The following is a 21,226-nucleotide window of genomic DNA, read 5'->3' as shown; positions in this document are numbered from 1 at the left end:
CCGTCCCGGCGTCTCGGGATCACGATCCCGGATTCGGCGGGGAACCGCCCGAGAACGGGGGACCGCGCTCTCAGGCGGAGAACAGCGCGAGTCGCGACGGTGGTTCCAGGCGAACTGGAAGGAGTTCTGAAATGTCTGGAATGTACAAAGCCGGTCTGGTGGTGCTCGGCCTGGTGTCGGTGGCCGACCTGTCCACGCCGTTGCTGAGCGACGGTGAGCACCCACCGATGGCGGTCGCGATCGGTACCGCCGTGGTCGGCCTGATCAGCCTCGTTCTGATCGTGCTGGGCTGGCAAGGGAAGCGCTGGGTGCTGGGTCCGCTGATCGCCTTGCGACTCGCCTCGGCGCTGCTGGCGGTCCCGGCGTTCTTCGTGGCCGACGTACCGGCTGCCGCCGTGGCGGCGGCCGGCATCGGGGTCGCTGCGACGATCTTCGGCGTCATCGCGGTGCTGCTGCCCTCGCGGGTCCCGGTGCGTGCATGATGAGTCAGACGGTGGCAACAGCGCCACGCATCGACCTCCGTACGACGTCCCGCTGGTTCGCGGCGCTCATCCTGCCGATCGGCCCGGCCGCGGTCGCGCTGCTGCGGTACTTCCTCCCGTACGACACGGTCGACGACCCGGCGACGATCACCAGCAAGCTGATGGCCGATCCCGGCGGTACCTCGCTGATGCTGTGGCTGGGCTTCATCGCGATGCTCACGCTGGTTCCTGGCGCGTACTTCGTCGGCCGGCTCATCCACACGCGGGTTCCGCTGCTGACAGCACTGTCGCTGGTGCTCGTCGTACCGGGGTACCTGGTGCTGCCGTGGATGGCTTCTGGCGACGCCTTCACCTGGTCGGCCGGGCAGGCCGGCCTGGACAGCGCTTCGATCGCCAAGGCTGCCGAGCTGCCGCACGGATCGGTCAGCCTGGCCGGCGTGGTGTTCGTGGTGGGGCATGTGCTGGGCACGATCTTGCTGGGCAGCGCTCTCTGGCGTTCTCGGATGGTGCCTCGCTGGTCAGCTGTGGCGGTGGCGGTCTCGCAGCCGATCCACGTTGTCGCGGCGATTGTTGTGGTCAGTCACACGCTGGATCTGTTCGGTTGGGGTCTGCAGGCAGCTGGGTTCGCCGCGGTGGGGTGGGCGATCCTGCGACTGCGTGACGACCAATGGCAACCGCTGCCCTAAAGGGCCGACGTATCCACCGTCCGGCTCGTCCGGCGCTAGTCTCGAACTGCTGAAGGGGGATAGCAGATGAGCGAGATGGAGGCGCCGGGTGAGCCGGCGGCGAAGCTTCAGGTCGGTAGCTTCAAGGTCGCCGACGCGGCACGCACCGATTCCGCGGACATGGCGTTTGTGCTCGACCAGCTGGCGCAGCGGCCCGCCGTACAGACTTTGAAGGCTTGGGCGTTGGAGCAGCTGGCACCGAAGGCGGGCGAGACCGCGGTCGACGTCGGTTCGGGAACCGGTGAGGACGTGGTCGCGTTCGCCGACCTGGGATTGCGTGCGATCGGCGTCGAGCCGAGCGCGGGGCTGCGCGAGGAAGCAGTACGGCGCGCGCCGAGCGGCAAGGCGGAGTTCGTCGACGGCCTGGCGGACAAGCTGCCGCTCGACGACGAGTCGGTCGATGTGGTGCGGTGCGAGCGCGTTCTCCAGCATGTCGAGGATCCAGCGGGGGCAGTTCGGGAGATGGCTCGGGTCCTTCGCCCCGGCGGCCGAATCGTGCTCATCGACACCGACTGGCAGACCGCGATCGTGCACCCTGCCGATCCGGACGTTCTGCAGCGGATGGTCGACGGCTTCCTGTCCGAGGCGGCGAATCCGTATTCGGGGCGGCAACTGCGGGGACAACTCGTCGACGCCGGCCTCGAGATCACCGGAGAGAGCGCTGCCACCTGGCTCGAACCGCAGTCGTGTGCGCGACAAGGGTTCCTGTCGATGATGCACGTTCGTTCGCGGCAGAGCGGCGTGATCACCGCGGCCGAGGCGGACGCGTTCGTGAAGGGCATCACCGAGGCAGCCGACCGCGGCGCCTTCCACATGTCGCTGACGATGTACGCCGTGAGTGCGGTCAAAGCCCCTGTTGCTTGAGAAAGGCGAGCTCAGTCGACGTCGTGTCGCAGCAGCACCGTGCGTCCGTCGAACGGGCGCGTCTCGACCAGGCGCAGTGTCCGGCGTCCGAGCGCGGCGTGCACCGGCTTGCCGCCGCCGAGGAGCACCGGGTGGACGACGACGTGGTACTCGTCGAGCAGACCGAGCTCGGCCAGCGCGCCGGCCACGGACGCGCTGCCGGTGAGCAGGATGTCGCGGCCCGGCTCCTCCTTGATGGCGCCGATCTCGGCCGCCGTGCGCACGATCCGGGTCTCCCAGGGAGCGCTCTCCAGCGTGGTCGACAACACGACCTTCGGCGTCGTCCGCCAGATCGGCGCGAACGCCAGCGCGTGCTCGTCGGGATCCATCGACTCCGCCTCCGGCCAGTACGACGCCATCATGGTCCAGACCGTTCGCCCGTACAGGAAGGTGTCCGAGCGCTCAGCCAGACTCAGCGAGTAGTCGGACAGCTCCGGTCCGAGTTGCGCCCAGTCGAACTCGCCGTTCGGCCCCTCGATGAAGCCGTCCAGTGACTGGTGCACGTAGTACAGGATCCTGCGCATCGTTTCCTCCGGTTGATCGGTGCTTGTGCCGCCTGGTCGGAGCCGCCTGGCGGGTTTTGACATCTGCGTCGCGTGGCATTGACGAACCGGTGCCAGCGGGAGGAGGGTCGGGGAGAGCGGGCAAGGTCTGGGGGACGGCCGGCCGCCTGCCGGGGGTGGGGAAGCTCTGCGTGAGGCGTTGCACCCGGCAACGACCGGTCTGGGCGGTGGCGCGCCGGTGGGCGCACGCCGTCTCGTGAACAGCGACCGGCCGGGGAGCAGTCATGAGCACGATGGAGAACCTGAGAGAGCGCGTTCGCGGGCAGATCTTCACTGCCGGCGACGAGGGGTACGACGACGCACGCCGCGTCTACAACGCGATGCACGACAAGCGGCCGAAGGTGGTCGTGCGCTGCGAGAACGCCGGAGATGTGATGGCGGTCGTCGATTACGCCCGTACGAACGAACTGGAGCTGGCGGTCCGCGGTGGATCGCACAGCGTGCCGGGCTTCGGCACGGTCGACGAGGGGGTCGTGATCGACCTCAGCGGCCTGCGGAACGTCCGAGTGGACCCGGTCAGCCGGACCGCGCGAGCCGGCGGCGGAGCGACCTGGGGCGACTTCAACGCGGCCACACACGCCTTCGGGCTGGCGACCACCGGCGGCATCATCTCGACGACTGGAGTCGGCGGACTGACCCTCGGCGGCGGGATCGGCTACCTGGCCCGCGGTCTGGGCCTGTCCTGCGACAACCTGATCTCGGCCGACGTGGTGACCGCCGACGGTCAGTTCCTGATCGCCAGTGAGAAGGAGAACGAGGATCTGTTCTGGGCCCTGCGCGGAGGCGGCGGCAACTTCGGTGTGGTCACCGCACTCGAGTTCCGGCTGGCTCCGGTCTCGACCGTGTACGGCGGTCCGATGCTCTTCGAGATGTCGGACGCGGCCGCCGTACTGGCTGGGTTCCGGGACCTGATCGACGATGCGCCGGAGGAGCTCGGCGGCTTCCCGGCGTTCCAGCTGGCGCCGCCGCTGCCGTTCATTCCGGAGAACCGGCACGGGGAGCCGTTCACGCTGATCGTCGCCTGCTGGGCCGGCGATCCAGAACGCGGAGAGAGCGCTGTCGCGGCATTCCGGGAGTTCGCTCCGGTGGTCGCCGAGCACGTCGGTCCGATGCCGTACCCGGCGCTGAACAGTGCGTTCGACGGACTGGTTCCGGCCGGACTGCAGCACTACTGGAAGGCGAACTTCGTCACCGAACTCACCGACGAAGCGATCCAGGCGCACCTGCGGCACGCGACCGGCCTGCCCGCGGTCAACTCGACCGTGCACATCTATCCGATCAACGGCGCTTGCCATCGGGTCACTCCGGATGCCACCGCGTTCGCCTACCGCGATGCCAAGTTCGCCACGGTGATCGCCGGCATGTGGCCGGACCCGGCGCAGAACGCGGCCGGTACGGAGTGGGTGCGGTCGTACTACGACGACGTCGCCCAGCACTCCGAAGCCGGCGGCTACGTCAACTTCATGGCCGACGACGACCAGGGGCGGATCCGCGACAACTACAAGGGCAACTACGACCGTCTGGTCGAGGTGAAGCGCAAGTACGACCCCGGCAACCTGTTCCACCTCAACCAGAACATCGCACCCTAGGCCTTGGGAGCCAGCTTGTGCACGACGATGCCGGACTTGAATGTCGTCGTGCCAAGTAGCTCCAGATGGGTGATGTCCAGGCCCTGGCCGGCGAACATGGTTTCTCCGTCGGCCAGGACCGGGAAGACCCAGAAGTGGTACTCGTCGACCAGCTTGTTCTCCAGCAGTGTCTTGGACAGTGACCCGGTGCCGAATTTCAGCAGGTTCCCGCCGTCCTGCTGCTTGAGCTCGCGGATCGCTTCGACGGTGTCGCCTTCCAGCAGCTTGGCGTTCCAGGTGGTCTCGGTGAGTGTGCGGCTCGCGACGTACTTCGGCATGTTGTTGAAGGTGTCCGCCATTTCGCCGTCCCGGCTTGACCAGGCCTCGGCGAAGCCCTCGTAGGTCCGCCGGCCGAGCAGCAGGGCCTCGGTCTCGGCCATCAGCGCACCGGAGTAGCCGAAGTGTTCCTCGTCCCAGTAGGGGCCGGAGTAGTCCTGCGGGTCGCTGATGACGCCGTTCAGGGTGACGAAGGTGGACTCGATGAGCTTTCGCATGATGGTTCCTCTTCTTCAGGGTCGGTAGGGGTGTTTGGTGCGCGCATCGCGGAGCGCTTCGGCCCACCAGCTGAGCTGGTCGAGCATGAGCTTGGCCTGAGCCTCGTAGCCCGCGGACGGACGCGGCCAGTCGCCGTCGGCGGTGAACTGCTCCCAGTAGCAGGGGAGCGTGACTGTGTTGCGGATGGTGACGGCTTGCAGCTCGGTGAACACCTGTCGCAGCTGGGCGGCGGCCAGCAGACCTCCGCTCTCCCGGCCGTAGCTGACGATCGCAACCGGCTTGGCGTGCCACTCCTCGTAGTACCAGTCCAGTGCGGCCTTCAACGGAGCCGGATAACCACTGTTGAGCTCCGGAGTGACCACAGCGAACGCTTCCGCCGCTGCGAGCCGCGGAGCCAGTACGGCGACCTCCGCGGGTACCGGGTCGTCAGTATCCAGGAGTGTGGTCGGCAGGTCGGCGGCTGCGAGATCGATGAGGTCGATCGCGAACTGCTTCGCCGCCTGCGCCGCCAGCCAGTGAGCGACGGTCGGTCCGAAGCGCCCGTGGCGAGTGCTGCCGATGATGACTGCCAGTCGCATCTCCTGCCTCCTTCCTGGTGAGCAGAACTCTGCCGGAAGGCGTTTACGGTTTCTTTCCGGTCGGTCCGGTGACCGCCGGAAAGATAGGGTGCGGCCATGCGTTTCGGGGTGCTGGGACCGGTAACGGCCTGGACCGACGCGGGGGAGCCCGTGGTCATCCAGGGCTTGAAGGTCCGTGCGCTGCTGGCAGACCTGCTCGCACATGAGGGCCGGCCGGTCCCTGCGGATCGCCTGATCGAGGACCTGTGGAATTCACAGCTGCCCGGCAACCCCGCTGGGACGCTGTCCGCGAAGGTCTCGCAACTCCGTCGAGCCTTCGAGGACGCCGAGCCCGGCAGTCGCGCACTGGTCCGGTCGGGGCCGGCGGGTTACTCGATCGCAGTCGACAAGTCGTCGTACGACGCTCTGGCGTTCGCGGACCGGGTTGAGGCCGGGGCACTCGCCGAGGCGCTCGCGCTGTGGCGCGGACCGGCGTACGCCGACTTTGCGGACGAGGCGTTCGTGGAGACAGCCATTGCCCGACTGACCGAGCAGCGGCTGGCTGTGCTCGAGCGGGCGGATGTGCCGGTTAGTGAGCTCACTGCCCTCGTTGCTGAGCATCCGCTCCGCGAAGGGCTGCGGGCAGCGCAGATGCGTGCTCTGTATCGCGCCGGTCGGCAGAGTGAGGCACTGGACAGTTTTGATGAGCTGCGTCGGCTCCTGCTCGATGAGCTTGGTCTTGACCCCAGTCCGCCGTTGGTGGCGCTGCAGCAGTCGATCTTGGCGCAGTCGCTGCCGCAGGCTCGCAGCAATCTGCCGGCTCAGTTGTCAGACCTCATCGGTCGCTCGGACGCAGTGGACTCAGTCAGCAGCAGTCTCAGCACTGCTCGGCTCGTCACGCTGACCGGACCGGGCGGCGTCGGTAAGACACGGTTGGCTCTGGCGACCGCTGCCTCAGTTGCGGAGCGGTTCGCCGACGGTGTGGTGCTCGTGGAGTTGGCGGCAGTGACGCCGAAGGCTCTGTCTGTGCAGGATGCGTTGACCGACGCAGTGCACGCCGCTCTGGACCTTCGCGACAGCGCAGGCTCCACCGCGCCAACTGTTGAGCGGCTGGCTGCTGTCCTGGGCTCACGACTGCTGGTGCTCGACAACTGTGAGCAGGTGATCGCAGAGGTCGCAGACTTGGCCGATGAGCTGCTGGCTGCTGCGCCCGGTTTGCGGGTGCTGGCCACGAGTCGCGAGCCACTCAATCTGGCCGGTGAGGTCGTGTGGGCGGTACCGCCGCTGGACGTGCCTCCCGTCGCGGCGGATCCAGATGCGATGTCGGACTGCAGCGCCGTACAGCTGTTTGTGGCTCGTGCGTCCGCGGCGTCACGTGACTTCGCACTGACCGCCGAGAACGCTGCTGACGTGTCCGTGCTGTGTCGGCGGCTGGACGGCATCCCGCTTGCACTGGAGCTCGCTGCGACGCGGGTGCGGGCTCTGGGCATCCGCGGGCTGGTGTCTCGGCTGGGCGACCGCTTCCGGTTGCTGGCGACCGGACATCGCGGTGCTGCGCCACGGCAGCAGACCTTGCTCGCGATGATCGACTGGAGCTGGGAGCTGCTCAGTTCTGAGGAGCAGTCGGTACTGCGGCGCCTCGCCGTACATGCTGATGGCTGTACGGCGGAGGCCGCGTCGGCAGTGTGTGGGGACGACGTACTCGAGGTGCTGATTCGACTTGTCGACAGATCACTGGTCGTCCCGGTGCAAGGTGTGGAGGGTCCGCGGTACCGGCTGCTCGAGTCGGTGGCGGCGTACTGCACGGAGAAGCTGGTTGCTGCTGCCGAAGTGGAGTCCGTGCGGCAGCGGCACCTGGAGTACTACGTCGGCCTGGCCGAGTCCGCCCAGTTGTTCGGCGACGGCCAGAGCCGGTGGCTGCGGGTTCTGGACGAGGATGCGTCGAACCTGCGGACAGCTTTCGATCGGGCGGTCGCGACTGGGCAGTCCGATCTGGCTGAGCGGCTGGTCGATGCACTGGCCTGGTACTGGTTCCTGCGTGGACGGTTGACCGAGGCGGTGCGGTTCTTGAACGCAGTGCCTGATTCTGCGCGCGCTGGCGCGTGGCGAACTGGCTTCCTCTACCTGCAAGCGGATAGCTCGGCGGCTGCTGAGCGGGAGCGCTGGTTGCCGACGGCGGACGCTCGCGGGCAGTGGTGGATCGCGTTTACGAGCAGCGACATGGGAGAGCTTCAGGCTGGCCAGGTGCTCTTGGAGCGCGCTCTGAAGACCTTTGAGGCCGATGGCGACACTTGGGGCATCGCAGCGGTGCTGGGGGCACGTGCGAAACATGCGCACGTGCGCTCCGATCTGGCTGCGTTGCGCGCGGATGCGGGGGAGAGCCTCCGGCTGTTCAAGTCGCTGGGCGATCGCTGGGGCATGCTGCAGGCGACGAGTTGGCTCGGCGCCGCCGCTGAGCTGGGAGGCGACTTCGCTGAGGCCGCGCGGCTCCATGGTGAGTCTGCGCAGATCGCCGAGGAGCTGGAGCTCTGGCCCGACGTGGCCGGCGCGCTGGGGATGCTGGGCTGGACTGCTGTTCGGCAGGGCGACTACGCGACCGCTCGTGCCCACGGTGAGCATGCGCTGCGGCTAGCGACGGAGCAGGGCCAGCGGGCGCTCGAAGCACTGGCGGAGATCGTGCTGGCGTTCGCAGCTCGGCGTACTGGCTGTCTGGATGAGGCCGAGCGTCGCTTGCGCGTGTTGTTGGACGCTGCGCGGTCACAGAGTGAGGCGGTTCTCTATCTGGCCATGGTGCTGGGGGAGCTCGGCTTTGTACTCGAGCTCAAGGGCGATCTGGCCGGGGCGCTGAAGCTCCACGCCGAGTCCTTCGAGGTGGCAGCAGGACACGACTCCACCCGCAGCTTGTGTTGCGCTCTGGAGGGCATGGCTGCCTGCCTGCCGGACCGGAGCGCTGCGGCACAGCTCCTTGGCTCGGCGGCGGCCGCGCGGGCACGTGAGCAGCACCTGATCGCTGCGACCGAGGCGGACGACCTGGACCGCGCTGTCGCGACTGTCCGCGGGGCGCTCGGCGCGGAGGCGTACGAACTGGCGCACGCGCACGGGAGCGGGCTGACACTCCGGCAGGCGTTCGAGCTCGCCGGAAATGTTCTGTAGTTGAGATTATTTGCTGTCCTCAGTACTTTTGGGGCATGGACTACGGCCACGATCTGGTCTTCGGGACCTTCCTGACCCCCGCGATCGACGACCCAGAGCGTGTGATCGCGCTCGCGCAACTGACCGAGCAGGTCGGACTGGACCTGGTGACCTTCCAGGACCATCCGTATCAGCCACGCCTGATGGACGCCTGGACGCTGCTGTCCGTCGTCGCAGCGCAGACGCAGCGCGTCAAGGTCGCGACCAACGTCGCCAACCTGCCGCTGCGGCATCCGATCGTGCTGGCGCGCAGTGTTGCAACGCTGGACCGGATCAGCGGCGGACGTGTCGAGCTGGGGCTCGGTGCGGGCGGTTTCCTGGAGGCGGTCGCAGCCAATGGAGGCCCACGCCTCAGTGCCGGTCAGAGCATCACTGCGCTCGAAGAGGCCATCGCGATCATCCGAGAGGTCTGGGCGCCGACAGCAGGCGGTATCAAGCTCCCCGGTGAGCACTACGCCGTTTCTGGCGCCAAGCGCGGCCCGCAGCCGGCGCACGACGTACAGATCTGGCTGGGTGCCTACAAGCCGCGCATGTTGGCAGTCACGGGACGCCTGGCCGACGGCTGGCTGCCCAGCAGCGCGTACGCCGGCCCCGACCAGCTCGCCGCGATGAACAAGCTGATCGACGAGGCCGCTGTCGACGCGGGACGCGACCCGGCATCGGTACGGCGGCTGTACAACGTGTCGGGACGGTTCTCGGGCAGTGGCGGGTTCCTGGAAGGGCCTGAGCAGCTATGGATCGAGCAGCTGACCGAGCTGACCCTGGGCGAGGGGATGAGCACCTACATCCTCGCTTCCGACGACCCGACGGACATCCGGCGCTTCGCCGAGGTGGCGGTCGGCGTCCGCGAGTCTGTTGACGCTGCGCGGTCCGGTGCGGCCGCCCCGGTTACCCCGGTTGAGGTGGCGCCGCAGTCGTCGTCCGGGTTCGCCGTCGTACCGACTCCACCGCCTGCGGTACGGCGGAGCGCCGTACAGGTGCTTGACGAGTCGGACCGACCCACGGGGCCGGCGCTCGACCCGGAGCGCACGTACACGCCGTACCAGCTGTCGTCGGGGCAGCACCTGATCGACGTACACGACCATCTGCGGGCAGAGCTCGAGCAGATTCACGATCTGGTCGAGCAGGTGGCCGCTGGTTCGCTCGGCATCGGTCAGGCGCGCTCGCACATCAACACGATGACCATGCGGCAGAACAACTGGACGCTTGGCACCTATTGCGAGTCCTACTGTCGCCTCGTCACCACGCATCACTCCATCGAGGACGCGTCGCTCTTCCCGCAGCTGCGCCGAGCCGACCCCGCGCTGGCTCCGGTCGTCGACCGGCTGCAAGCAGAGCACCACATCATCCACGACGTACTGGAGGGTGTGGACAAGGCGCTGGTCGCTCTGGTCGACGGATCGGGCGCCATCGACGGACTGCGCGCAGCGGTCGACCTGCTGGACGACACGCTGCTCTCGCACCTGTCCTACGAAGAACGCGAACTGGTCGAGCCCCTGGCCCGGCTGGGCGTGATGTAGCGGACTACTTCGCCTCACCGAGCAGTGACGCGAGGATGTCGAGCAGGCGGAGCGTCGGCGCCTCGCCCAGCAGCCGGGCCGCCGACGTGGGCGGCTCGGCGATCAGTCGGACCTGCAGCAGCTTGAAGTCGCGCACGTTCGCCGGGTTCACCAGATCGGCGTGCACCGCGCCCAGCAACTCCGCACCAGCTGCGGCGTTCGTGTAGGTCATCCGGATGAAGCTGTCGCTGACAGGGAAGAGAAACGGCCGCTTCAGGTGCAGCAGCTTCGACTTCTTCGCCTGCCCGAAGCCCCGGTGCCCCGAGAACTTCTCGTCGAGCGCCATCGCCGCCTCGAACAGCTCACTGCCCGGCGCCGCATCCTCCAGCCGCGCGTCGACCGGCACAGCAGCGAACTCCTTGTCGGCCTCCACCTCCAGCAGCCAAGGAATGTCCAGCGCCCGCAGATCAGAGCCGATCACCATGGTGCGCGCCAGATCCTCCAGCGTCACCCGGTTCGGGTCGCTACCACCGACATTCGTCATCCCCGGCAGGCCGTCGTAGTACCGCAGCACGGCGCCGTTGCTCTCGGCATAGATCCGCAGCTGGGCGATCGCCTCGTCAACGACGATCTTCCGAGTACCGATGTTCATGGCCACACCCTCACACTCTTGGTGGCAGACCCGCCAGCAGGCGGACCATCATTCCTCACACTTCCGCAGATCGTAGGCGACCCCCCGCTCACCGCCACGCCAGGGTCACTTCCCGTTATCCACAACCCGTAACCATCCACCTCGACCCACCCCGGCCCGCCATAAACTGTCCGTAACGGATTCGCCACGCACCGGAGGCGAGGGTGCCGGGCGCGTGAGGTCGATCGTGGTCGGTGGGTCGCCGTACGGGGAGAGCTGGGTGATTGTCGGACCGGGCCGGAGTTTCGGGTCGGTTCGGAACCGATGGTCGAGGTGGTCTTCGGCCGCGGAGTCTCCGGCGTCGGCGGCCAGCAGAAGCGCAGCGAGCTCGTCGGCATCGGAGTCCGTGATGTTGGTGCCGACTTCGTCCCAGAGGAGAGCCTCGTGGCCGAAGCGGTGCAGGACCTCCATGGTCACGTACGTCCGGATGAATCCTGGACCGGACAACTCGGTGCCGGGCGCGACGCCATAGCGTGCGGGATCGAGGCGACCGGCGCGGTAACCGGCCCAGGCTTCGGCGGCGGTCTCGAACGGAGAACCTTCGCCGGTCGGCAGATCGCGGACGTCGAACGGTCGGCTCCCCGGCGCGAGCTCGGGATCGAACCGCTGCCACCGGGAGCCGTTCCACCATTCGGCGACCACGTGATCACCGCGGAAGCCCGGATCGAAGTAGTTGGTGAAGCCGACGCGGCTCCGGGCCGGGACACCGTGCTCGCGAAGCGCGGCGACGGCGAGCAGGGCATGGTCGCGACAGCATCCGGCGATTCGGTCGCCGGGTGGTCGTGGATCGAGCAGCCGGCCGGGATGCCGTTCCTGGTCGAGGTCCAGGATGGCCGAGATCCACCGCGAGTTGATCTCGCCCCGACGATCGTCGCGAAGGAGATGGGCCTCGGCGCGGTAGTGGAGCACGAGATTGCCGACCGCCGTGCAGATCTGCTCGATCCCGACCAGCTCACGAAGCAGTTGGCCGTGCCGGCCCGGGTCGGAGAAGGCCGAATGCCGCGCGAATCGGTCGAGAGTCGTCATCCCACGATCCTGCCGGGATTTCGGCTGACATTTCAGGTATTTTCGCCCACCTCGGAACGCGAAGTACCGGCTGGAAGGGGAGCTGAAGACGATGGTCACTTTGATCGGGATGCTGGATCTGCCGGACGGGTTCGCGTACCCAGCGTCTTTTCTGCGGGTGGTGGAGCTGGGGCTGGTTGACCTGGAGCCTTGGCAGGTTATGAGCGGAGAAATGCTCTACCTGCGGTACCGCGGATTGGGCGAGAGGTATCCGGAGCGGGCACTGGTTCCGTTTGCAGCCCGTCAGGACAACGACGACCTCGCTTGCTGGACAGTTGGGACTTCGGAGGTTTTGCTCATTCACGATTTCGCCAGCGCAGGGTACGAGTTGAGGGAGACGTTTCCGTCGTTCTACGACTGGCTGCGGCGGGCTGTCGAGGATCTCATCGAATTCGAACCGGACGACTGATGTCGTCGACTGTGGTGAGGAGGGCCGGGGCTGCGCTTGTGTAAATGGGTTGAGGTGGGTGGGGGTGGTCTGGATGATGTGGGGATGACTACGACCTTTGGGGTGTTGCTGTCGTACCTGGTTGCCGACGTGGCGGCTCGGGGCCAGCAGCAGGGTGGTCGTGGGTGGGGGTCTAGCCGCTTCCGGTTGTGATGGAGGTGGTGGTCGCCGGGGTGCTGGCTGGGTACGGGATTGCGGTACCGGTCGGGCCGGTGGGGACCTACTTGGTGGGGTTGAGCGCGCGGAGCTCGGGGCGGGTTGCGGCTTGTGCGGCGTTGGGGATCGCGTCGGCGGACGGGATCTATGCGCTGGTGGCTGCGGTTGCGGGGGCGACGTTGGCGCCGGTGCTGGTTCCGGTTGTGGTGCCGTTGCGGTGGGTTTCCGTGGTGGTCCTGGTCGGGCTGGCGGCGATGGGCGCGATCACCGGCGTACGGCGGTATCGGGCGCGGCGGCTGACCGGGGTTGCGCGGGAGACGCCGGTACGCGGGCGTACGGCGTACTTCGGGATGCTCGGGATGACGTTGCTCAGTCCGATGACCGTGATCTACTTCGCGGCGCTCGTGTTGGGCGGGTCCGGTAGGGGATCGGTGCCGCAGTTGGCCGTGTTTGTGGCTGCGGCGTTCGTGGCGTCGGCCAGTTGGCAACTGCTGCTCGCCGGTGGCGGGGTGCTGCTGGGACGCGTCCTGACCGGGAACGTCGGGCGACTAGTGACGGCTCTGATCTCAAGCGTGGTGATCGTGGTGCTGGCGGTTCGGCTGGTTGCCTAGGCGATGGCTTGCGTCAGCTCGGCGAGCTCCGTGGTCCTCAGCTCGCAGCGGGGAGATCTAGCCGGCCAGTCGGTCTGGCCGCACCACGCGATGATCTCCTCGGCGTCGGGTCGGGCGTCAGGGTCTTTGGCGAGCATGCGCATCAACTGACGGCCGACCCCGGGCTCGACGTCCGACGGAACCTCCGGTATGCCGTGCACGTGGCAGCGCAGCACGCCCGTCGGAGTGTCCGCTAAGAACGGCGGTGCGCCGGTGAGCAGCTGGTAGAGGACGCAGCCAAGGGAGTAGATGTCGGCGGCCGGGCCGGCGGGATCGGCGCGGGCGCGTTCGGGGGCGACGTAGAAGCTGGTGCCGACGAGGTCGTGGGTTTCACTGTCCTCGGACGTGTCGTCGAGGAAGCGAGCGATGCCGAAGTCGGCGATCTTGACGGTGCCGTCGTCGGCGAGCAGGAGATTGGCCGGTTTGATGTCGCGATGGACGACCCCCGCGTGGTGGGCGGCGAGCAGGCCGGCGGCGGTCTGGGCGACGATCTGCGCCGCGGTCGGCACCGGGAGCGGGCTGCTGCGACGCAGTTCGCCCGCGACCGTCGTACCGCTGACGAACTCCATCACCAGATAGTGCGAGTCGCCGTACGAGCCGAAGTCGTGGACATCGACGACATGCGGATTGTTGATCAAGGCACCGGCTTGCGCCTCGCGCTGCAACCGCGCTCCGGCATCCTGCTGATGGTCCGCCAGCAGCTTGATCGCCACCGGCCGCATCAGCACCGTGTCTGTCGCGCGCCACACCTCGCCCATACCGCCGCGCCCGACAACCTCCTCCAGCTCGTACCTGTCCGCGATCTTCATGACCTGGCTCCCCGAGTCTTTCCGAGCCAGTACCCAACCCTCCGGTGCGGCAAAACCCAAGATTGCCTAGGGCAACTGGCGGGCCACCGCTCCGGCGGGGTTGAGGAACAGCAGGACCGGCGGACCGCTGTTGGGCAGAATCTCCGTGTACGCCTGCAGTTGTGGGGCGTAGTAGGCGACTCGGCTGTCCAGCGCGGCGGTCGGGACTGCGTCGGTCTTGTAGTCGACGACGGTGAGCCGGCCGTCGTCCTCGCGGTAGATGAGGTCGACGAAACCTTCGAGGACGGTTCCGTCAGGCTGGACGGTGCCGACGTACGACTCGCGCCAGTGATCGCGGGCCGCCGCTCGCTGCACGACCTCCGCACCCAACGCCGAGCGGACCAAGGCAGTCACGACCTCGGTGAATTCGAGGACGCCTTCGGCCAGACACTGGGCCGCGACCGCGGATTCGAGCCCGGCGCCGGTGGCCAGATCGACCACCTGCAGTACGCCGTGGACCGCGCGGCCGATCGCGGTTCCGTACCGCCCCTTCGACCACGGCGGCAGTTCGAGATCACGCGGGGCCTTCGCCGTACCGGGGTCGACAGGCGCCTCGGCCAACGCAACCTCGGGCCCCGTGCCTTCGAGTCCCGAGGCACTGCGAGCCGACGGACGACGACTCGCCTGGCGGGCCGCGGTGATCTGCTCGTCCCAGTCGCGGCGGCTCATCGGCGGTGTGACGTCCGATGTCGAGCGCGGATCGCGATCGGCCGGCGGCGGACCGTCGAACAGTCTGACGCCGGGGATCTCCGCCGCACCGGCGGAAGCGAACAGCTCGGCGTTGCTCGAGTGCCGGCGGCTCCCTGACCGGTGTAGTGAGATGACCAGGTGGTCGCGGGCCCGGGTGGTCGCGACATACAGCAGGCGCCGGCGCTCGTAATCGTCCATCTGCTCGTCGACCGGCTGGACGAGATCGAAGTCCTCGGTCTGCACCGACGCCTTGAGCTTCACCGCATAACCACCGTCCGGCGGCCACAGCACCTGGACTCCGCGCTGACGGTTCGGTGCCGCGGTCATGCCGGACAGAATGACGATCGGGAACTCGAGCCCCTTCGCCGCGTGGATCGTCATCACCCGCACCGCGTCCGCGTCGGTCTCGGGCAGGACCGCCTCGGCGACGCGCGAGGCCTCCTCACCTTGGTGAGCGGCCCAGGCGAGGTACGAGCGGAGACCACCGTGCTCGACCTCCGACCAAGCGCGCGCCTGATCGACGACGAACCTGATCCGGCGCCACGCGTCACGGGCGCGCGGCCCGATCGCGGCGACCTCGAGCATCCGGCGATCGGCGACGATCTTGGCGAGCACCTCGCTCGGCGTGAGCCACCGCGAGGCGTAATACGTGCGGCGCAACCACTCCATCGCTTCACCGATGGGATGCGTCAGCAGGTCGTCGGGCACGGGGGCGGTGAGCGTGAACGAGCCGCCCGACCGCTTCCAGGTGAAGAGGTCGTCGTCGCCACAGCCGAAGAGCGGCGAACGCAAGGCGGTGACCAGCGCGAGCTGATCGCTCGGATCGCCGAGCGCGCGAGCACAAGCCAGCAGGTCACGGACCTCCGCGGTCTGGTAGACGAGCGAGCTGGCCTCGGCGCGATACGGGATGTCAGCGCGGTCCAACGCATCTTCGAGGAACGGCAGCGACGTACGCGCCGGAACCAGTACGGCGATGTCCCCGGCCGCCGCAGGTCGCCACGCCGACGTGCGCTCGTCGTACACGAGCCAGCCGTCGCGGAGCGCCTCCTCAATGGTCGCCGCGACATCAGTGGCCTCGCGCTCGCGCAGAACCGAGGCCTGCGCACGCGGCAGGTCGTCGTGCGGCACCGCGCCGAGGATCGTGACGGCGGGACCGGATGCCGAGTCGTCAGGTGCGGCCTCAACCTCGGCCGGTTCAGCTGCCCGCCGGAACGGCAGAACCGTCGCCAGCTCTGGCTCGGGCTCGGTCGGGTTGTCGTCGAGGAAGTCGAAGAGGGTGAGCTCGCCGTCGGGCTCAGCGGTGACATCGGCGGGAAGCGGCGCGGGCGGCGGTGGCGTCGCTGCGCTCGGTGTTGGGCTCCGATGCGGCGTCAATGCGTGGTACGTCGGCTGTGCGGCTTCCTGAGGCTCGATCAGCGTGGTGAAGACATGATTGATCCAGTCGAGGATCGGCGGCACCGTGCGGAAGTTGGTGGTCAGCGTGACGGTCTCACCGAGCAGGTCCTGCGCGGTCAGGTACGTCGCGATGTTGGCCCGGCGAAAGCGGTAGATCGACTGTTTGGGATCGCCGACCACGAACAGCCGGCCCTCCGGAACCTCGACGTCCCGCCAGTCCTCCGCGTCGCCGTCCGCGCCCGCCGCGATCCGGACCGCGAGCTCGATCTGGATCGGATCGGTGTCCTGGAACTCGTCCAGCAGCAGCCGCTCGTACCGCTCGTGCAGTGCGGTGCGGACCGACGCGTCACGCCGAAGCAGGTTGCGCGCGAGGACCAGCAGGTCGTGGAACTCCAGCCGTCCCTCGGCGCGCCGCGCCTCGGCGGACTCCAGCACCCGCTCCGCGATCCAGTGCGAAAGATGCCGAAGGCAAGCATCAAGGAGCAGCTCGACCAGCGAGCCGGCCACCTCGACGACCTCGGTGCAGTCCGACCGCAGCTTGGTGATGTCGGGCCAGTTCTCCTTGCGCCCGATCCGGCCGATCTTCAGCCCGCGCAGCGCCTGCAGATACGCGAGTTGCGATTCCTGGTCGGTCGCGGCCTCGAGCATCGTGCCGAGCTCGCGGATGCCGTGGATCTTCGGCAGCAGGCGGTCCTCGGGATCCAGGCAGGAATCGACGGCCGAGCCCAGCTGGGCCGCCGCGGCGATCAGCCCGGTCAGATCCGGCATCGAGACAAGCTCCGGCGGATCCACGAGGACGCGCTCGCCGATCAGGTCCCAGTCGTTGCCGAACAACCGCGCCAATGAGCGCAGATGTTTCAGCTCGACCCCGACCGCCATCGCGAGCAACAACGGCTCGGCGATCGAATCGTCGTCCAGCAGTTGCTGCTGCAACTCGGCCCAACGCTCCTCGAACGCGACCGACGACCCAACCTCGTCCAGTACGTCGATCAGCGGCGGCAACCCGGCCTCGATCGGATGAGCCAGCAGCAGCTGTTGCGCGAACGCATGAAGCGTCCCGATCGACGCCGAATCCAGGTCGTCGAGCGCCTCGTCCGCGAGCGGCCCGGCCGGCCCCTTCCGCGCCTTCTCGAACTCGACGCGTAGCCGGTCCCGCAGCTCCGCGCCCGCCTTCTCGGTGAAGGTCACCGCCGCGATCGTCCGCAGCGGTACGCCGTCGCGCAGCACCAGCGTCGTCACCCGGTCGACCAGCGCATGCGTCTTCCCGGAACCGGCTCCCGCCTCGACGAACAGCGTCGTCTCGGTGTCGGTCCTGATCCGCTCCCGGGCAGGCCCGTCGAGCAGTTGCTCACTCATCGCCCACCTCCTGGTAGACCATCGGGTCGATCAGCCGGACCAGCCGCTCCAGCGTCGGATCGTGCCGCTTCCGCTCCCACCGCGCCCGGACCTCGCTGTGTCCGAGCCCGTCGGGATTGCAGTACGGACATTGCACCCACAAGAAGTCCGGTATCTCCGGCGCCTTCGGCGGGAACAGCCCGGCTGCGATCGACGACACGATCACGTCCAGCGTCTCGACGTACCGCGCCTCGACCTCGGGCGTCAACGGCACCGGGATCCGTTTGCCACCGCGCCGAACGAACCAGTACGACGCCTCGACCGGCGTACCGGCCTCGCCCAGCCGGGCGCGCGCCGCGTACGCATAGACCGGGAGCTGGAGTTTGGTCCCGCCTGCCACCGGGTCGCTCTCGATCCCTTCGTAGCGTGAGAAGCCACCGGTCTTCACGTCGGTGACGTAGATCGTCCCGTCCCGGCCGAGGTCCACCTTGTCCGCCGACCCGCGCAGTAGGACGCGCCCCGACGGAACCGGAATCTCAACCGGAGGCTCGCCGTCGAAGCCGAATCTCAGCTCACTGGCGACCACCGAAGCATCACGCGACTCCCGCCAGCGCTCATCATCGGTCAGCAGCACCATCAGGTCGCCCAAGATCCGCAGCCGCTCACGCTGCCACAACCGCGGATGACCGGTCAGCCCTTCAGCTTCGAACTGATCGGCAAGATCCGCGCCGATCGCCAGCAACAACTGGCGTTGCTCGGCCGACCAAGGCTCGCCCCAGGACGGCAGCGACCCGGCCAAGCGGGACACGAAGGCATCGAGACTGTTGTGAATCAGGTTCCCGACCTGGATCGGTGAGATGACGAGCAGATCCTCGGGCGCCTCCAGCGGCTCGACCTGAAGCAGCCGCTCGACGAAGTACGCATGTGGACACGTCGCATACGCCTCCAGCGACGTCGGTGACGCGATCCGATCCTCCACCGCAAACTCCGGCAGCCCCGGAACGCCGGACAGGTCGCCGTCGAACCGGGTGAACGCAGGGGAGCCCCGCCCACGCAGCATCTCCCGAGCCCGCACCAGCACGCGATCGCTCAGCCAGAGTCCGGCCGCGGCTGACCGGACCTGCCACTCCTGCTCACTCGCGGGCATTGTTGCCGTGGTCAACGATCCCGCAAACGATGCCGACGTCCGGAGACGATCGCCGTACGCACCCTGGTCCCAAGCCGTCGCGGCGAGCGCGTGGTCACCGGTCAGCGCCCGCATCGAGCCGAGGAGCCAGCGGGTCGGCAATCGCCGGGACGAACGCCGCAGATCGCCGCGCGGGAACGACGCAACCACGCGCTGCGCACCCGCGGAGAATGCGACCAGCAAATGCCGTTGTTTCTCATCCAGCCGATCTCGGAAGGACGCCAACTCCGGTGCGGCCGCCTCGCGAACGCGATGGGGCAGCAAGGCATCTTCATGGACACGCCCCGGATAAAGATCCTCCGAGAGCCCAACGACATAAACGATGTCGGCCGCCAGCCCGACACTCGCTGACAGCGGAGCCACCAGCACGCCGGTGCCGAACGTCCCGACGCGAGGCAGCGACTGCTGCAACTCGAGATCGAGCACGTCGCGCAGCACCGCCAAGCTCGCCGGCGTCCCGAGCTCGTCCAACGTGGAGAGGCCGCGCAACGATCCCTCCACGGCCGCAGCAGCGTACTGCTCCTCGATAGGGAGGGAGGAGTAGTCGCCGAGCAAGTCCTGGAACAGCTGCAGAACTCCTGCGGCCAGCGCCGACCAGCTCTCCAACCCAGCGATCGTGTGGAGCCGTCGTCGAAGCTCGCAGGCGAAGACATGCAGGCCCTCGGCCCGCTCAGCATTGGCTCGCGCACGGCGGATCGCAGCCGGTCGTGGATCCTCGGCTGCCTCCTCCTGATTCGCGGTCCGCCGCTCGGACTCCGCATACCGCGCGAGACGCGTCTCCCAATCGTCGCCACGCACCACACCAGCCGCGCGCGACATCCGCTCCCACTGCGGCACCGGGATGCGCTCCCCGGCGAAGTCCCGGGTCGGTGCGTTCGCCAGTGCGCGGAACACGTCGGCACGCGGCAGATCCTGATCGACCAGAGCGAGCACCTCGAGCAGCGTCCGCGCGATCGCTCGCTCGTGCACCGGCCTCGTCCCCGGACCGTTGACGGCGATTCCGGCAGCCGCGAGATGCTCGTGCAGCAACCGCGCGTACGGCGTGATCGCGGAATACAGCACGGCGACCCGGTGTGCCGGAGTCTTCTTCAGCGACTCGACCACATCCCGCACCACGCAGCGGATCTCGTCGTCGGCGTCGGAGGCATTGAGGATCTCCGTCGCGACCGGATAGTTCCGCGAGATCGAGGTTGGCAGGTCGAACCCGATCCGCTCCAGCGAACGCCTGACGGCGCGGTCAGCCCGCCGTACGTCGGTGAATCCCACGATGACCGTGAGGTCGGCCGCGGCGGCCCCGAGCGCCTCGACGAAGGCGGCCTCGGCCTGGGTGAGCTCTTGGGGGAGGTAGAGCACGAGCGCGCCGAGCTCGCGGACGATCGCCGGCTGGGCGTCGACGCGTGCGGTGGCGGCTCGGAGCAGATCGGTCTCGTCGTACCAATCCGTGCCGAGATCAGAGCCGACCTGGCGATGCAGCCGGACGAGATCGGGGCCGAGCGCCGACGCCGCGGCGACCTTCGCCAACGCCGGCTCGGACAGATCGCGCAGCTCACGATGGGCTGAGGCAAGCGCTTGGATGGTGGACGGATGCTCGGCGACCTCCGCGAAAATGCCTGGTTCCTTGGACAATGCGGTCCGCCAGGTCGCCGCGACGATCGGCCGCGTGGCCGGCCGACGCGGCGACAGCACACCTGCCGCGAGCTGCTCGGCCAACCGCTCAAGGGTGGCGAGGAACAAGCCGGCGATGCCCGTCGTGGCGAGCTGTCGACGGGCGACGACACCGGCCAGGTTGTTCGGCAGCAGCAGGGTGACAGGCGCCATCGGATCGTCGGCCTTGAGCCGCGTCACGACGGCATGCAGACGGTTCAGCGCGGCCGCGCCGTACGCGGTGCTTTCGATCCGGGTGCTGCTCACGATTCCCCCGTCTCTCGACTGTCACCGCAGACGGTAGACCCTGCCACGGACAAGTTCCGAAAGCAGCGGCCGCGGACGCGAAACGCCAAGGTTTTCTGCGGGGTTCGCGGCAGGCTCGGACAATGAAGAGATGACCAGGCAGACGGCGATCGCGCGGGTGCTGATGGTGGCTGTCTTCGCGCCGTCCGGCGGGCTGTCGGGCCAGGCCGTCGCCGAGTTCTCGCAAGGCCGCGAGTGGTGGCCGTGGCTGGTCGCGGCCTTGGTCTGGCTGATCATCTCGGGGTCGATCTCGATGGCCGTGTCGAACCATCTCGACGAGCACAGATAATGCTCCGATGGCTGCTGCGGTGCATCACGTCGAGATCTGGGTCCCCCAACTGTCCCGCGCCCGGCAGAGCTGGGGCTGGGTACTGAACCGATTGGGCTGGAAGGAGGGCGACAGCTGGCCCGGCGGTACGACGTGGATCGCCGCCGACGGCAGCTACCTGGTCGCCGAGCAGAGCCCCGCGATGACGGCCGACGTCCACGACCGCCTCCGGCCGGGGATGAACCATCTCGCCCTGAACGCCGCGTCCCGCGCCGAGCTGGACGCGATCGTCGCCGAGGCCGCCGCCCACGGCTGGACGCTGATGTTCGCCGACCGGCATCCGTACGCCGGTGGGCCGCAGCATTACGCCGCGTTCCTGCACAACGAGGACGGGTACGAGCTGGAGCTCGTCGCCCCCGACTGAGGTCACCTGACTGATGCGTGAGACTACTGATGCCTGGAGTGACCACTGTGACTACTGGTGTGACACAGTTGTCCAG

Annotated in this window: 18 protein-coding genes; 10 read left to right on the top strand and 8 right to left on the bottom strand. The window is 68.0% G+C overall.

Going from position 1 to position 21,226, the window contains the following annotated elements; translation table 11 throughout:
• The first annotated feature begins 131 nt into the window (after positions 1-131).
• The 3 genes from ABZS29_RS36625 (at position 132) to ABZS29_RS36615 (ending at position 2,071) form a co-directional block, all read left to right on the top strand.
• Positions 132-482 (top strand): hypothetical protein, encoded by a 351-nt coding sequence (locus tag ABZS29_RS36625; RefSeq protein ID WP_355469336.1) that lies wholly within the window; start codon positions 132-134, stop codon positions 480-482.
• The gene (locus ABZS29_RS36620; protein ID WP_355469334.1) at positions 479-1,168 is read left to right on the top strand and encodes a hypothetical protein; all 690 of its coding nucleotides are present in this window, start codon (positions 479-481) and stop codon (positions 1,166-1,168) included. The genes ABZS29_RS36625 and ABZS29_RS36620 overlap by 4 nt, the downstream gene beginning before the upstream one ends.
• A gap of 66 nt (positions 1,169-1,234) precedes the next feature.
• Positions 1,235-2,071, top strand: a complete 837-nt coding sequence (locus ABZS29_RS36615; RefSeq protein ID WP_355469332.1) for a methyltransferase domain-containing protein — start codon at positions 1,235-1,237, stop codon at positions 2,069-2,071.
• Between the two features lie 11 nt (positions 2,072-2,082).
• On the opposite strand, the gene ABZS29_RS36610 is transcribed toward ABZS29_RS36615, so the two are convergent.
• Positions 2,083-2,634, bottom strand: a complete 552-nt coding sequence (locus ABZS29_RS36610) for a dihydrofolate reductase family protein (RefSeq protein ID WP_355469330.1) — start codon at positions 2,632-2,634, stop codon at positions 2,083-2,085.
• Between the two features lie 263 nt (positions 2,635-2,897).
• Here ABZS29_RS36610 and ABZS29_RS36605 point away from each other — a divergent pair, with 263 nt between their 5' ends.
• Positions 2,898-4,262, top strand: coding sequence for an FAD-binding oxidoreductase (locus ABZS29_RS36605; RefSeq protein ID WP_355469328.1), 1,365 nt, complete (start codon positions 2,898-2,900; stop codon positions 4,260-4,262).
• Here the strand turns inward: ABZS29_RS36605 and ABZS29_RS36600 are convergent.
• Together ABZS29_RS36600 and ABZS29_RS36595 are read right to left on the bottom strand one after the other, a co-directional pair.
• On the bottom strand, positions 4,259-4,795 hold the full coding sequence (locus tag ABZS29_RS36600) for a dihydrofolate reductase family protein (protein WP_355469326.1): 537 nt from the start codon (positions 4,793-4,795) through the stop codon (positions 4,259-4,261). The two genes, ABZS29_RS36605 and ABZS29_RS36600, sit on opposite strands and share 4 nt — an antisense overlap.
• Before the next feature lie 15 nt (positions 4,796-4,810).
• Positions 4,811-5,374, bottom strand: coding sequence for an NAD(P)H-dependent oxidoreductase (locus tag ABZS29_RS36595; RefSeq protein ID WP_355469324.1), 564 nt, complete (start codon positions 5,372-5,374; stop codon positions 4,811-4,813).
• A gap of 96 nt (positions 5,375-5,470) precedes the next feature.
• On the opposite strand from ABZS29_RS36595, the gene ABZS29_RS36590 reads away from it, so the two are divergent.
• Both ABZS29_RS36590 and ABZS29_RS36585 read left to right on the top strand, forming a co-directional pair.
• Positions 5,471-8,506 carry a BTAD domain-containing putative transcriptional regulator gene (locus tag ABZS29_RS36590; RefSeq protein WP_355469322.1) on the top strand — a complete coding sequence of 1,012 codons (3,036 nt, stop codon included), beginning with the start codon at positions 5,471-5,473 and terminating at the stop codon, positions 8,504-8,506.
• Positions 8,507-8,541: 35 nt separating this feature from the next.
• Positions 8,542-10,065: an LLM class flavin-dependent oxidoreductase gene (locus ABZS29_RS36585; RefSeq protein ID WP_355469320.1), complete on the top strand. Its 1,524-nt coding sequence runs from the start codon at positions 8,542-8,544 to the stop codon at positions 10,063-10,065.
• Between the two features lie 4 nt (positions 10,066-10,069).
• Here the strand turns inward: ABZS29_RS36585 and ABZS29_RS36580 are convergent, their stop codons facing one another.
• Both ABZS29_RS36580 and ABZS29_RS36575 read right to left on the bottom strand, forming a co-directional pair.
• Positions 10,070-10,696: a DUF6308 family protein gene (locus ABZS29_RS36580; RefSeq protein WP_355469318.1), complete on the bottom strand. Its 627-nt coding sequence runs from the start codon at positions 10,694-10,696 to the stop codon at positions 10,070-10,072.
• Positions 10,697-10,801: 105 nt separating this feature from the next.
• Positions 10,802-11,761: a transglutaminase-like domain-containing protein gene (locus tag ABZS29_RS36575; RefSeq protein WP_355469316.1), complete on the bottom strand. Its 960-nt coding sequence runs from the start codon at positions 11,759-11,761 to the stop codon at positions 10,802-10,804.
• A 91-nt stretch (positions 11,762-11,852) separates the two neighbouring features.
• On the opposite strand from ABZS29_RS36575, the gene ABZS29_RS36570 reads away from it, so the two are divergent.
• Together ABZS29_RS36570 and ABZS29_RS36565 are read left to right on the top strand one after the other, a co-directional pair.
• On the top strand, positions 11,853-12,209 hold the full coding sequence (locus ABZS29_RS36570; protein WP_355469314.1) for a hypothetical protein: 357 nt from the start codon (positions 11,853-11,855) through the stop codon (positions 12,207-12,209).
• A gap of 191 nt (positions 12,210-12,400) precedes the next feature.
• Complete coding sequence (locus ABZS29_RS36565) at positions 12,401-13,015, top strand: LysE family transporter (RefSeq protein ID WP_355469312.1); 615 nt, start codon at positions 12,401-12,403, stop codon at positions 13,013-13,015.
• On the opposite strand, the gene ABZS29_RS36560 is transcribed toward ABZS29_RS36565, so the two are convergent.
• From ABZS29_RS36560 to ABZS29_RS36550, 3 genes are all read right to left on the bottom strand, one after another.
• On the bottom strand, positions 13,012-13,863 hold the full coding sequence (locus ABZS29_RS36560) for a serine/threonine-protein kinase (RefSeq protein ID WP_355469310.1): 852 nt from the start codon (positions 13,861-13,863) through the stop codon (positions 13,012-13,014). The genes ABZS29_RS36565 and ABZS29_RS36560 overlap by 4 nt on opposite strands.
• Before the next feature lie 66 nt (positions 13,864-13,929).
• On the bottom strand, positions 13,930-17,343 hold the full coding sequence (locus ABZS29_RS36555) for a UvrD-helicase domain-containing protein (RefSeq protein ID WP_355469308.1): 3,414 nt from the start codon (positions 17,341-17,343) through the stop codon (positions 13,930-13,932).
• Positions 17,336-20,419 (bottom strand): PD-(D/E)XK nuclease family protein, encoded by a 3,084-nt coding sequence (locus ABZS29_RS36550; RefSeq protein WP_355469306.1) that lies wholly within the window; start codon positions 20,417-20,419, stop codon positions 17,336-17,338. Before ABZS29_RS36550 ends, ABZS29_RS36555 begins: the two co-directional genes overlap by 8 nt.
• Before the next feature lie 130 nt (positions 20,420-20,549).
• Here ABZS29_RS36550 and ABZS29_RS36545 point away from each other — a divergent pair, with 130 nt between their 5' ends.
• Together ABZS29_RS36545 and ABZS29_RS36540 are read left to right on the top strand one after the other, a co-directional pair.
• Positions 20,550-20,747 carry a hypothetical protein gene (locus ABZS29_RS36545; RefSeq protein WP_355469305.1) on the top strand — a complete coding sequence of 66 codons (198 nt, stop codon included), beginning with the start codon at positions 20,550-20,552 and terminating at the stop codon, positions 20,745-20,747.
• A gap of 7 nt (positions 20,748-20,754) precedes the next feature.
• Entirely contained in the window at positions 20,755-21,150 is a 396-nt protein-coding gene (locus ABZS29_RS36540; RefSeq protein WP_355469303.1) for a VOC family protein, read from the top strand.
• Positions 21,151-21,226: the final 76 nt, after the last annotated feature.

The organism is Kribbella sp. NPDC005582 (assembly GCF_040605415.1).
GTDB lineage: Bacteria > Actinomycetota > Actinomycetes > Propionibacteriales > Kribbellaceae > Kribbella.
The sequence above is the reverse complement of the archived record's forward strand: the minus strand, read 5'-3'. Positions and strand labels throughout refer to the sequence as shown.

Excerpts from the sequence above, each read along its gene's own strand:
- ABZS29_RS36625 (WP_355469336.1), top strand. The coding sequence starts at position 132 with ATGTCTGGAATGTACAAAGCCGGTCTGGTGGTGCTCGGCCTGGTGTCG.
- ABZS29_RS36620 (WP_355469334.1), top strand. The coding sequence starts at position 479 with ATGATGAGTCAGACGGTGGCAACAGCGCCACGCATCGACCTCCGTACG.
- ABZS29_RS36615 (WP_355469332.1), top strand. The coding sequence starts at position 1,235 with ATGAGCGAGATGGAGGCGCCGGGTGAGCCGGCGGCGAAGCTTCAGGTC.
- ABZS29_RS36610 (WP_355469330.1), bottom strand. The coding sequence starts at position 2,634 with ATGCGCAGGATCCTGTACTACGTGCACCAGTCACTGGACGGCTTCATC.
- ABZS29_RS36605 (WP_355469328.1), top strand. The coding sequence starts at position 2,898 with ATGAGCACGATGGAGAACCTGAGAGAGCGCGTTCGCGGGCAGATCTTC.
- ABZS29_RS36600 (WP_355469326.1), bottom strand. The coding sequence starts at position 4,795 with ATGCGAAAGCTCATCGAGTCCACCTTCGTCACCCTGAACGGCGTCATC.
- ABZS29_RS36595 (WP_355469324.1), bottom strand. The coding sequence starts at position 5,374 with ATGCGACTGGCAGTCATCATCGGCAGCACTCGCCACGGGCGCTTCGGA.
- ABZS29_RS36590 (WP_355469322.1), top strand. The coding sequence starts at position 5,471 with ATGCGTTTCGGGGTGCTGGGACCGGTAACGGCCTGGACCGACGCGGGG.
- ABZS29_RS36585 (WP_355469320.1), top strand. The coding sequence starts at position 8,542 with ATGGACTACGGCCACGATCTGGTCTTCGGGACCTTCCTGACCCCCGCG.
- ABZS29_RS36580 (WP_355469318.1), bottom strand. The coding sequence starts at position 10,696 with ATGAACATCGGTACTCGGAAGATCGTCGTTGACGAGGCGATCGCCCAG.
- ABZS29_RS36575 (WP_355469316.1), bottom strand. The coding sequence starts at position 11,761 with ATGACGACTCTCGACCGATTCGCGCGGCATTCGGCCTTCTCCGACCCG.
- ABZS29_RS36570 (WP_355469314.1), top strand. The coding sequence starts at position 11,853 with ATGGTCACTTTGATCGGGATGCTGGATCTGCCGGACGGGTTCGCGTAC.
- ABZS29_RS36565 (WP_355469312.1), top strand. The coding sequence starts at position 12,401 with ATGGAGGTGGTGGTCGCCGGGGTGCTGGCTGGGTACGGGATTGCGGTA.
- ABZS29_RS36560 (WP_355469310.1), bottom strand. The coding sequence starts at position 13,863 with ATGAAGATCGCGGACAGGTACGAGCTGGAGGAGGTTGTCGGGCGCGGC.
- ABZS29_RS36555 (WP_355469308.1), bottom strand. The coding sequence starts at position 17,343 with ATGAGTGAGCAACTGCTCGACGGGCCTGCCCGGGAGCGGATCAGGACC.
- ABZS29_RS36545 (WP_355469305.1), top strand. The coding sequence starts at position 20,550 with ATGACCAGGCAGACGGCGATCGCGCGGGTGCTGATGGTGGCTGTCTTC.
- ABZS29_RS36540 (WP_355469303.1), top strand. The coding sequence starts at position 20,755 with ATGGCTGCTGCGGTGCATCACGTCGAGATCTGGGTCCCCCAACTGTCC.